Here is an 11,931-nt window from a genome sequence, read left to right as displayed (position 1 = left end):
AGCTACTAATTGGGAATCCGCGTTCTCACTACGGTCGCCCTGCGCCGCCGCTTCTTGGACTTTAAGGGTGATTTGCGGCCGATATTCTTTCCACAAATACTTCAATTCTTTATCTAAAGTTTGCCACCCCTGACGGGTGATCAAATGCGCTTTCATACTCATTACTCAATCGTTGGATTAAACGACCACAATTGATGCGGGATAATATATTGGACTGATGATACTCAGACTAGACGCTAAAGTTAACCCACTAAATCATCTCTGTGCATAATGGCTTTTAAATCACCTCTTTTACTGATACAAATTTAGTAACCATTTCAGCTTCGATCGACTGATACATTACTGTTTTCCATCAATATCAATCCAATAAATACAATAGCTGTATTGCCCATCATTAAGCTGGCGGTTATTGCTGGTCAGCTTGGGCTATAAAAGAGCTTTGTTTCCTAAATCGATTGAACTAAAACACTGTCTGCTGATCTGACCAGCATAATCCACTTTCTTCACCATCAATCGTGCCAAAACCTCACGACAAAACCACTCACTGGAAACGCTATAACCAAGCCTTGATAAACCGTGGTTTGCTTACCTTCTGGATTGATGAAGAGGCTATCACAATGTGGAAAACGAAAACTAAGCATTGCAATAAAGGCGTCCCCGCTTGTTTAGTGACCTTAGCTATTACCACCGGATGGTTAAACATGTTTTCTCTATGCCGTTGCGATCCCTGCAAGGCTTTATCAATTCAGTGCTTAAACTAGGCGACATCCAACTATCTTGCACCTGTATCATCAAGCGAGCAAAAAGCGTTAATATCGCCTTCAAAACCAAAACAAGAAGCACCATTGAGCACTTTGCTATCCAGTCGACGGACTTGAAAGTCGATGGCGAAGGCGAGTGGAAAATTAAAAAGCATGGCACGGATGGGAAGCGCCGAGTATAGCGTAAACTGTAGATACGTATAGCCACGCAATTTAGCCGTGAGCTTTCAGAAACTTTATAGTTCAAAGAAAAAACCAACGACCACTAATTATAATTTAACCTAATAAATGACTTTTTAAATAATTAACAATTTTCTTAATAAAAATTTAAGCAGCTAATAGTTTTTTCCAACTGATTAGCTGCTTAATTAGTTAATATAATAGAGAAAAATTAGCCAATTAACGAGAAAACTCTTTGTCAGCAAATAATGCGAACATCGAATGTTGCAATGATCGTGTTTCAAAGCTACCGCTATCTATACTAAGATCATCTCCTAATACATTCACACTGATTTTACCTTTATTTTTACTAACTAAAGCCATGGCATTTCCTACGCGGGCTTCATCTCGTTTTGGTCCCATGTCATAATCAAAGCAGTTTACATTGGATTGGTTCATGACTGACTCACCGTGACCACAATAAATAAAAGCAGATTGGTCGAAATGGCTAGATAAATAACTTACTAACTCTTGGTTATTAGTACATGGTAAAGTATTAGATGTGTCACTAGCTAAAAATTCAGCACTTTGTGCAATCGACTCCGCACCTTTCTCTCCTGTAATCCAATCGTTATTTTCATTATTATATTGACCAGCATGGAAAGCAAACAACTTACTAGACTTAGTAGCAAACACAACAGAGCATCCCGATAAACTCCCAGCATGAATTAAAATAGGCTGGCCCTCTTTGACTTGATTTAAATCGAATGAGATACCAATAGTACCTTTATTACCATTATCCACAGCGAGTATATGCAGGTTGTTATCAAATGTTGCTTGATGAAAATACTGCCCAATTGGGCTTCCAGGAATTAATTCCTCTGGTACAATGTGATCGCCAGTGTAATATATTAATCCAGCTTTACTTTCTAGAGTATCTGAAGAAATATACTGGCCATTCTTATCATTTTGAATATGAGTTATAGGGAATGGTAAGTGTTCGTATTTTTTATGACAATCAATAATCCCCTTGCCGATTAAGGGTGACAATTGACCTTTAAGAACAGTTTGCTTGTCTGATTGTAGGCTGTGTAACGATAAGTCTGCAGACTTGAAGTGATTTCGTCGCGAGTCATTTTTCCATTGAGCACTTGCTTCTTCGGTTGAACCTTTTTTAACTTCAATAGTTAAGCCTCGCTTACTTAACATTTTGTTCTTACCAGAGCTATTATCAAATAAAGATTTAATTTTAGTCAGTACGGTTGCAGACTTGATTGATTTGTTATTTTTAATAAAGTTAGAATAAGTTTTATTTTTTGTTAAATTTTTCTTCTCTTGTTCAGTCAACGGACGAACAGAAACCAATTGAATCGGTGACGAATTATCGCTATTTTTTAAATTCGGCGTCAATAAGTCATAAGAGTTAGCTTTACTAAATATATTCATGCGCATGTCAAGTTTTCCACTGAGTTAAAAAATGAGCATATTCGATATCAGTATATTTCCTTAATGAAAAAATATAATATTTCATCACTTTTAATTATCAAAAACTATTTAAGGGAACTAACGTGAATAAACATGAATAAATATTATCATTCCTCCTTCACTAAGCAGGATTGATAGACTTAAACTTTAGCCACAGAAAACACGTTTGAAAAAAATAAAAATTAGTAAATACAATGCATAGGTGGTGACTATAAATGGCTAATGCCGCTACCTCACCTTTAAAATACTCACCATGTAAAGGTGAGCTATATCGGTAAATTGTTATAAACAGTCCATCAGCCCGAAATTGAGTCTGCGGGATTACAACAGTCAGGTTTAAAAGTGATGAACAAGACATAAGGCTAGCTATGCCCATCCGCCAGAGGGTCAATTAGCACAGGAAACAAGGTAGGAATGGGGTCACTGGAGAGTGATTTAAGTAATAAGCCCTCTTGGATAGAAAAATATTTTCAAGCCAATACAGTATGATCGTCTAGAAACCATATAGATACAGACCTCAAGCTCTAATTCAATAATCATCAGAGTATTTCATTATTTTTATGGTGTACATCTGTCTAATAAGTCTGATAGTCATAAAACCGACAGATAACCAATAGGAAATATCCCTATGCCATTTCGCATAGTTCAAGGAACAATATTCGTACCACTCAATACGAACACCCAACACCGCAATCCTACAATCTCAATAAAACATGTTCGGCCTCTATTAGCATCATCCCAATCTCCACACTCACGACTAAAGAATCAGCACCATAATAGTGTGGTGAAGGGACCTGTATCGACACAGGATACGATTGATGGACCCACTCAGATGACAGACTTCAGCCACCGTTTATTTGAAGTCGCAGTAAATGATCACCAAGAGCGTCAACAAAGGCTTTCTAATATATTAACCCCTCATGATCACGCATCACTGAATCATATTAAACGTTTGGTCGTGATAGGAGATAGTCTATCGGATTCAGAAGGCCGAATGAAATCAAAAACCTTGGGAATAATGCTTTCCTCTAAACAATATCACGCTGGACGTTTTACCAATGGTTTCGTATGGCCAGATTTTATATCTTCACCTGCCTATTTGAATAAAGAACTGGTAAATTATGCCGAAGGTGGTGCTGTAGCGGCTAAATATTCCAAGTTAAATCCCACCTTCTGGTTTATTTCCAACATGGAACGTCAAATTAAAAAACATGATTTTAAATCTGATGACTTAGTCATACTCGCTCTGGGCAGCAACGATTATATGACGTTCGATAAGAAAGACACTCAAAAAGTGGTACACTGTTACGAGAAACAAATCACTAAATTAGTGGGAAATAAAAAAATAAAAAACATCTTAGTTACAGGGATTCCAGACTTCACGAAGACAGCCTATGCCCAAAAACAAGACGAAACATATCGCACCAGTAATAGTGCTCTCGCCAGTGAACATAATGCTAGCCTAAGCCAAAAAATAGCAGAACTCGCGGAGCGATATAAGGCCGAAGGAGTAAATATACAGTTTTTCGATTTCGATAATCAATTTACTGAATTACTAGATAAAGCTGATAAGGTAGGTTATGACACTCACACAGCAAATAGTGTCGGTTATGTGGATATCTTTGGCACGAGTAAAGCTTTTGATCCTGCACATCGGCATGTATTTCATGATGAAGTTCATCCAAGCCAAGAGGTACACCAAATGTTAGCATCTCGAATGAGCGATTATATTATCTATAAATTTGGAAAATTAACCGATAATTAAAAAATTATCAATTACATAAGATTTTATTGCGTCCATATTAATTAGACGCAATAATTTAATTCTATTATAGAACAACAAGAAACCTAGCCACCATGTTAAAAAAAACAATATTATGTGCGTTCGAGCGATAGTTCCCGAAGTCAATTTAATAAGAACTACTAAAAGTAGTTAAATACATAATAGAGGTAGAAATCGAGCTAATTCTTTCATAAATAACGTATTTAAGTTGCGCCAACTCATTGCCTAAAGGTTGGCGGTTTAAAATAGTTTTGGTGTCAGTTTTTTAAAAGTGCTGACAGCTTGTCGTAAAATGCCGCCGTCGTTTTTCTAAGTGTTCACAGTAATAGGTGAGTTCTTGCAGAGCCGTCACCACAGGGCTATAAAATATCTTAATTTAGATTTACCCTAATAAATTAGCTATGCGATTTTATGAAATCAAAATATGCGAAGCGAATTTCATTAACGAGATTCAATGCAGCTGGAGTTAATTTTTTGTTACGAGGAAAAATCAAGCTATAATGGCCCTTAGGAAGCTTATCCTTAATTGGAATAATAGATATCAAGTCTTTGTGATGTGGAGCTAAAAACATAGGTCTAGGACCAACAAACAAATAGTCCTCATTTAATACAAGTTTCCGAGCGATGGCACTTGAATCACCAAAAATTACCGAACCACAAGATTTGACTCCATTAGGAAAAATTACTATTTCTAAATCGCTATAATATCCATGACTTGCAGCTGGAATATACCATTTTGCAGCCTGTAGTTCAGCTAGTGAAGTACTATTAGCAAGAGGATGTCCTTTGCGAGCTACGACCGAAAAACTACACGATGTCAACCTCTCTTCAACAAACTCATTAAGCATTAAATCGGAAGATACAACGCCAATAAAAAAATCTAGCTTCCCCATACGTAAAGAGCTTAGTAATTCAGAAAGCTGCCCTTCAATAATAGTAATCCGAGTGGAATTATGGCGTTCCTGGAACTTTTTAATAACATCAGGAACAATACTAGTAGCTGGGAAATGAGAGCAACCAAAAGCTATTTTTCCATCTGATAATTTCTCAATTTGTCGTAATTCATCAACTGCTCTCTCTAACTCATTCAGGATTAAATTCATTCTAGGCTCAAACATCATGCCGGCTTTAGTTAATACAGTGCTATTCATCCCTCTGTCTAACAAGGTAACACCCAGCGTCTTTTCAAGCTCCTGGATACTTCTCGTCAATGTCGACTGTGTCTGATGAAGCATTTGTGCAGCAGCACTAATATTTCCATGTTGAATAATAGCCCTAAGATTTCTAAGTTGATTTAGTTTCGGCAACGCTTTCATTCTATCTCCTTCAATATAATGGACTTTCTTTTTTACTGCATTTCCATACGCAGGATAGCTGTAGATAGGATCACTCTGAGTAATAACTGGAACTTAAAAGCAATACCTCCATTGGCAAAACAACACTCAATTAATAATAGTAATAATTCTTGTTTAAGATAAGGGTATTTGCTACTACGTCGTGACTTATTAAAATTTGGCTTCAGCATACAACGACTTAGTATCGCAGACATTCCTAGTTTTAGCCCATGAGACCTAATGTGTACTGCAACCTCATTCGACTTATAGCAGAAAATATTATCAGATAAAAACCTCTTGACTGTAGGAAGGTGTGTTGGCATAGATCAATCACTGCAATGACTTTTTTAACAACCTCAAGGTCATTTTTGACAAATAATACAACAATATAATTACCAGAAAACCATCAAAAAAACAGTGAGTTATGAAAATCAACTTCGCAAGTTAAAGGACAAAAGAACAAAAAATTCATAGCCATGAAAAAAATATAGTTTTTTTTTTAAGCAAGTCTCGCTAGCATGCCTCTCCGTTATTGAGCACTTGACGCATAGTTTTGTTGTTTAGTACATATTAAAATCATAAATATCAATTCGATATACTTGCAGATTTACCAAAAACTATCATGACACAACTGGGAAATGTGAAAATTTTTATCCAGAAAATCACGAAAATATCAAAAAAAACAGTTACAAAAAAAATATAAATTACTAACTTACTTACAAGGCGGTGTTTTTCGATTGATGCATAGTTTAACTATTGAAGTAAATTAAACTTGATCAACAACAATATTTGAAATGACCGAACAAGGAATAACACAGAAATCAAGTGCTGAGGGCAATACAAAGTTATCTCCTAAACTTAATAAAATGACTAATTTTTAATTTATAAAACACAATATAGCAATATGAGTCGCTAGCGATGAATAAATTGCTGCACGATGTAAGCGCATAAATAGACTAAAGACTGCTTTTGACAGTAATGAGCACGGCAAGCAAATGACACAGCAAAAAGCTGCCAAACAAACTAGTCTAATAACCAAGAAAAAATCATTAAATACCTTATTCATAAAACGAATAGGGTCCATTTATCATGCTTAACACTAGACTTATATCAAGCGAGTGAGCTTAAGAGGGCTAAAAAATGACAAGAAACTATGTGTTGGGAAATCAGTTAGTATTTGATGTACTTAAAAGACAGATTAGTACACAAGAAAATACAGTGAAAATAGGTGGTCGCGAGGCAGTAATCTTGAAGTTACTATGTGATAATTTTAATAGTGTTGTAAATAAGGAATATATTCAAGAAAAAGTTTGGGGGAAAGTATTTGTAAGTGAAACATCCTTGACAAAAGCTATTTCAAATTTACGAAAAACCCTTACCCAATTCGACAACTTAGCTTGCGAAATCAAAACAATTTCAAAAGAAGGTTATGTACTTATTTTAGATAAAAGTACCACGGACATTCAAATTCCCGATAAAAAAGATATAATTGACATCAAAAGTATCGAACAAGGAAATAAAGCTTTAAACAATCACGGCATGATTTCATCTTTTATAGAGAGAACGGAAATGATGCGAGAAAATTTGTCTATTAATCATGTATATTTTTTCTTAGTATGCTTAATTTCTTCACTACTTGCATCGATGTTTACCGTTGTAGCTATTGTTACCATAAATAAAATATTTCAATAACTATAGAAGCTGTTTTTTTGAATATCTCATTATATATTAGAAGCATGTAAAAATTAGCTGTAAATATATTCCATAAAAATCAAAATACACTTGCATTATATAGTCAAGGCATTGGCCAATGATATTATACAAGTCAATAAATCTAGCTCAGATATAGTGATGAAGAGTGAATAGCTACGCATTAACTCTACAGAAATAAGTTCTCCAAAGACATCTGCAAGCGAAATACATAATTAGAATAGAGCATTTACACTTTAGAATAGGAGGTAGTACCTTACTAAAAAATCTATCAGCCTAATTATTTGCAATAAACACGTCTATCTAATTAACTTCGCATCTACTCAAATCTGATTAAATTTTTTCATAGTGTTTTATATCTAAATAAGTTAACTATTGATTAACACTTGCTTGCATAATATAGAAACTCTTAATGCCAATCAATATAGTAGCAGAAAAACCTTACTAATAAATAAAATATAAAGGCACAAGATATCCTCTGATATACATGCGCCACAAATATATAGATTTAACCAATAGATAAATCGTTATATTAATTTAACTATTACAGGTTTTAACTTGAAAATATAAATTAATTCACGATATTATTAACTTGTTCAATAGAAACATAAAACTGGTCATCTACTTTTATTAATGTGCCTGTTGCTATCAGTTCATTACCACTTTTTAATAATACTTCAGATTGAACAAAGTCGTTTACTGGCTTAATTTGACTTGTTTGTAAATGATTAAGTTCGTCCAATGTCATAGTGCAATTTGCAATAACAACATCTATCGCGATGCGCATCATTTAGCCTCCCTGAGAAATAGAAATAATTGAGCGACGGACATCACGGATCTCTTCTTGAGCAGAGGTAATTTCTGTCATCGTATTTTTAAACTTTTGTTGCTCAGTATCTAAATCGACTTGGATGGTGTCACAATATGCTGTCATAGTTGCATTCATAGATTGGAGTTGATCATAAGTTACGTTCTTAGTGCTCCAATCAGTACCCGCGATCTCTCCAACGCCCTGAGGATTGCCAAGTTTAGTTTTAATGATGTCGTCTATTTGACTCAAAAATCCCGCTGCACTGCCTCCATTTAACTTAGTGCTTTTATCATCACCAGGTTTAGTGTTCGGTAATCTATCACTCATAATTAACCCCCATAGGCGGTTAATTTCGGCAATAGCCTCTGACTTTAATGAAATATTGTCAGCTTTAGCTTCAGCACTTTTTGTCTGTTCTGAAATATATTTTGAAAGAATTGTATCAATCAGACTCAACGGGTCTCGATTGCCCGCTGAAAATAAATAATTTGAAGATGATGCTTTAACCGCTTTAGTCGCTATGGGAAGCTGGTTCAAGGCCAATTCGAGCGCCTTAGCCTCGGACTCAGGAGTGGGAATAGCACTGGTCATAGATCTAGCTTGAATATCTAGCATTTCAGTTTTCCTATTATGATTGAATAAAATATACGCGTGTTTGATTGCGGTCTTTAAAAATGACCTTATTACGTGAAATAGACTGAATCACACCTAGAAGTGGTACATTACTACCAACCCAATATCGATACTTGTCGTCATATATATACCCTCTTGATGTCGATGAGTAAAAGATTGAATATGGAAAGTTGGCATTATCAATAACTTGAGTGCTATCATTCCGAACTGAAACGGATGGGATAATATCCTGTAGCCCATTAGCTCTTAGCACAATTGCAGCTTTGGCGTTATCATTGACAAACCAAGTATCATTTATCTTATTAAACGACAAACCATATTCACCTAACACAGCCATAACTCGATTATCAGTTTCAAAGGTCTCAACCTGGATTTGATCACGATCGACTTTATTTATTACCTTATAACTAACAGGCTGCTTCGAATCGCTTGAGACTAATTCCACAACAGGTTGTGAGAGAATTTGCAAATTATTTGCTTCAACAATCTCAGCATTTGCTTGCAAAGCCTCAGGCAACAACAAAAAGGAGGCGCTATTGGGCACCTTAAGCTTGCCATTCTTGACGTAACTACCATTGAGTTGAGTTAAGTGTTCTGCAATTTGCGTGTACTGGTTAGCTTGATATACCATCCACATACCTAGACCCAATCCAGCATTAAGTAACAAAGTTAACATAATGAGTGCTTGATATTTTCGAGCTAGATAGCTTAACCATTGTGGTTTACGTTTACCTTCTGGATAAACAAAAAAGGCTATGCCTCTTAAGCGATAGATACGGCCTGACTTCAGTTTTTTTAATCGGTCGTTTTTTCTTGTTCCTCTAATACAGATGATATTTTTATCATTGCAAAACTCCCAACGAGTACTTACAGGCAAAATTTCTGGAACATAAAGCGTTTCTGCATCTATATCTTTATTTGACCCTGTAATAACTAGTTTTGGTTCGACTGGTAATATTACGCCATGCAGGTGGCCATCAACGAATTCAACTAACCACATGCAAGTTCAACTCTTTTCTCAATATATTTGTAATACTCACAGTATCACTCAACGCTTTTAATAAACCTTGAGGATGGTCTGGTAAAGGCATATTACGCACATAGAAATAATCATTCGACTTAAACTTAGCAATATATCCACCCGATGTTAATGAAAAATTAGCATTTATCTTTAACGCAGTCTCTGCAGGGAAATGCTCAATATCGAGTTCAACCATAATCAAGATAGTGTTGGCAAGGCCAACGCGAGCACCATCTTCAATACGGCAGCTTACATCACCAAAATGACATAATAATGCTTGGTGTTCATCTAGCGATAGGCTTGAAGCTTGAACTAAGTGAGTAAATTCCATTATAAATAAGGTAAATTTTTTATTTTTCATCGTAATTAAACTTCATCTCAATCATAAAGCGGCGCTGAGTAATACGCTGTTCAGCAGTAGGCAAACCATTTTCAACACTACCGCGTAAAAAAATGGGCGTATCTCTCATACCTTCAGTTTGTAAAAAGTATTTCACGCTTTTAGCGCGCGCATCAGCTAGATGTCGATTACTCTCATAAGCTCCTGATGAATCAGCAATGCCATAAACCAATATGCTTTCTATTGGCTTTCCACGCAGATCTTCAATCATGCGAACCAACATATTTCTACCATCTGGTGTCAGAGCTGATTCATTCACCATAAATAGCTCATTTAATACTAAACGTACGTGTTTAGACTGAGTACGACAAATATCGGATATATTATCTAATGCGCATGATGATTGATCGTCTACTATCCAATATTTCCCATCGTCCGAACTCCAACGATCACCCGCTATAGATCGACCGGTATCAGCTACAGTTGAACGGTCACTGCCAGAAAATTTATTACCCTTCACTACATTAATAAGATTTGAATAGAGCCAATAGTCACCTTGACAACTGCTTACCTCGCTTAACGCATAGGTATGTAAATTAGCGAGATAGAGCCGACTTGGATGAGAAGGCGTAGAAACTTCAATACATGTCGTTTGATGCGGTGAATCATCTACATATTCAGGTATTCTCTTTACCCAATAACGTAGATGATCTACATCATCAATCTCAGAAAACAGTAAATTATAAATATCTTTTTTCCACTCATGATCCCATATTATTGAATCATCTTTCACATTCTGGGCACATGAAGTGAGTCCAACTATCACCCCTATCCAAAGCCAATTTCTAAACATTTTTTGCACTTTCCTGCTTATTTAATTCTAAGAGAATAAAAGCGATATGGCGGTAAAACTCTTTAGGAATATAGTCTTCGCCAGTACGCATACTTTTATAGAATGCCCTTGCAAGCCCTATATGTTCCAAAATCGGAATATTAAGTGCCTCTAATCTACGGCGTTCATCCAATGCAAATGATTCAGTTGTAATCTTGAGCACGACAGGGACTTTATCTATCATGCAGTCATAGCAAATAGGCACTAAAATATGCGTAGGATTTGCAATAGCAAAAGTTGGTGTACGTCCTTTAGTTATTGGCGCATCCATGACTTCTCGCATTTGCCGTTTGCGTTCAGACTTCATTTCTGGCGAGCCTTCAGTTTCTTTCATTTCATTTTTCATTTCAGTAAACGTCATACGGTTTTTATGATTAAAGTGATAACTCTCAGCCATAAAATCTACACAACCTAAACTCACGCCATAAACAAAAAACAATAAGGAAACCAAACCAACATACAGCATTAGATTATAAATAAAGTATGACACATTGTTTATTTGTGCCAACCTAGTCAATTCTGCTCCACCAATATCAAAAACATATTTAAGCAAAAACAACAAAAACGTTAACTCTAGCACCTTACGTAATGAACGGGATATTGCCTCAATGCCAAATATATTTTTAGCCCCCGTAACTGGGCTAATTTTTTCCATTTTAAGACCTAATGACTCAGTATTAATAACATTCTTATTTAGCATTACCCAACTAATAGCTGCCATGACGAGCTTAATCATTAGCAGTATGAATATACCCCACGCAATCACACTGTAAATAATGTCTAAGCCTGTCTGTATATCTGCATATAACATTACCTCAAACCAATCATTTGACGAATCAAAAATAAAATAAACTGTACCAATAAATATCACTGCAAATACCACTAACTCCATAGTCGGTTCTGCTAGTTCAGTTTTTGGAAACTGACCTTTTTTTCTTAACTCCCGAAGCTTCTTCTCCGTTGGCGGATATTTTTTGGGTTCAGTTGATTCGTTTGACATAA

10 protein-coding genes and 4 pseudogenes are annotated in these 11,931 nt (G+C 35.7%); 4 read left to right on the top strand and 10 right to left on the bottom strand.

Going from position 1 to position 11,931, the window contains the following annotated elements; genetic code table 11:
- Window positions 1-15: 15 nt before the first annotated feature.
- Window positions 16-156 (bottom strand): annotated as a pseudogene (locus L5M37_RS13990) (transcription elongation factor GreB); the annotation flags it as partial.
- Between the two features lie 359 nt (window positions 157-515).
- Here L5M37_RS13990 and L5M37_RS13985 point away from each other — a divergent pair.
- Window positions 516-940 (top strand): annotated as a pseudogene (locus L5M37_RS13985) (transposase); the annotation flags it as partial.
- A 220-nt stretch (window positions 941-1,160) separates the two neighbouring features.
- Here the strand turns inward: L5M37_RS13985 and L5M37_RS13980 are convergent.
- Entirely contained in the window at window positions 1,161-2,372 is a 1,212-nt protein-coding gene (locus L5M37_RS13980) for a cytotoxic necrotizing factor Rho-activating domain-containing protein (protein ID WP_263200873.1), read from the bottom strand.
- Between the two features lie 316 nt (window positions 2,373-2,688).
- Between L5M37_RS13980 and L5M37_RS24155 the strand changes: the two are divergent.
- Both L5M37_RS24155 and L5M37_RS13975 read left to right on the top strand, forming a co-directional pair.
- Window positions 2,689-2,800: pseudogene (locus tag L5M37_RS24155) on the top strand (IS5/IS1182 family transposase); the annotation flags it as partial.
- Window positions 2,801-3,237: 437 nt separating this feature from the next.
- Window positions 3,238-4,170 carry an SGNH/GDSL hydrolase family protein gene (locus tag L5M37_RS13975; RefSeq protein WP_263162446.1) on the top strand — a complete coding sequence of 311 codons (933 nt, stop codon included), beginning with the start codon at window positions 3,238-3,240 and terminating at the stop codon, window positions 4,168-4,170.
- Between the two features lie 283 nt (window positions 4,171-4,453).
- Here L5M37_RS13975 and L5M37_RS13970 read toward each other — a convergent pair.
- Window positions 4,454-4,561 (bottom strand): annotated as a pseudogene (locus L5M37_RS13970) (transposase); the annotation flags it as partial.
- A 22-nt stretch (window positions 4,562-4,583) separates the two neighbouring features.
- Window positions 4,584-5,504, bottom strand: coding sequence for a LysR substrate-binding domain-containing protein (locus L5M37_RS13965; RefSeq protein WP_263182712.1), 921 nt, complete (start codon window positions 5,502-5,504; stop codon window positions 4,584-4,586).
- A gap of 1,158 nt (window positions 5,505-6,662) precedes the next feature.
- Between L5M37_RS13965 and L5M37_RS13960 the strand changes: the two genes are divergently transcribed.
- On the top strand, window positions 6,663-7,214 hold the full coding sequence (locus L5M37_RS13960) for a transcriptional regulator (protein WP_263200871.1): 552 nt from the start codon (window positions 6,663-6,665) through the stop codon (window positions 7,212-7,214).
- A 589-nt stretch (window positions 7,215-7,803) separates the two neighbouring features.
- Here the strand turns inward: L5M37_RS13960 and L5M37_RS13955 are convergent.
- The 6 genes from L5M37_RS13955 to L5M37_RS13930 are packed head-to-tail and all read right to left on the bottom strand — an operon-like array spanning window position 7,804 to window position 11,929.
- Entirely contained in the window at window positions 7,804-8,022 is a 219-nt protein-coding gene (locus tag L5M37_RS13955) for a FliM/FliN family flagellar motor switch protein (protein WP_254451474.1), read from the bottom strand.
- Window positions 8,023-8,658, bottom strand: coding sequence for a hypothetical protein (locus tag L5M37_RS13950; RefSeq protein WP_173248256.1), 636 nt, complete (start codon window positions 8,656-8,658; stop codon window positions 8,023-8,025).
- 13 nt (window positions 8,659-8,671) lie between these two features.
- The gene (locus tag L5M37_RS13945; RefSeq protein WP_263200869.1) at window positions 8,672-9,676 is read right to left on the bottom strand and encodes a hypothetical protein; all 1,005 of its coding nucleotides are present in this window, start codon (window positions 9,674-9,676) and stop codon (window positions 8,672-8,674) included.
- Window positions 9,663-10,058: a hypothetical protein gene (locus L5M37_RS13940; protein WP_263200867.1), complete on the bottom strand. Its 396-nt coding sequence runs from the start codon at window positions 10,056-10,058 to the stop codon at window positions 9,663-9,665. The genes L5M37_RS13945 and L5M37_RS13940 overlap by 14 nt, the downstream gene beginning before the upstream one ends.
- A complete protein-coding gene (locus tag L5M37_RS13935; protein ID WP_263200889.1) occupies window positions 10,048-10,890 on the bottom strand; it encodes an OmpA family protein in 843 nt (280 codons plus the stop codon). The genes L5M37_RS13940 and L5M37_RS13935 overlap by 11 nt, the downstream gene beginning before the upstream one ends.
- Complete coding sequence (locus L5M37_RS13930) at window positions 10,883-11,929, bottom strand: EscU/YscU/HrcU family type III secretion system export apparatus switch protein (RefSeq protein WP_263200865.1); 1,047 nt, start codon at window positions 11,927-11,929, stop codon at window positions 10,883-10,885. The genes L5M37_RS13935 and L5M37_RS13930 overlap by 8 nt, the downstream gene beginning before the upstream one ends.
- Window positions 11,930-11,931: the final 2 nt, after the last annotated feature.

This window comes from Shewanella sp. SM69 (genome assembly GCF_025653985.1).
GTDB lineage: Bacteria > Pseudomonadota > Gammaproteobacteria > Enterobacterales > Shewanellaceae > Shewanella > Shewanella oncorhynchi.
The sequence above is the reverse complement of the archived record's forward strand: the minus strand, read 5'-3'. Positions and strand labels throughout refer to the sequence as shown.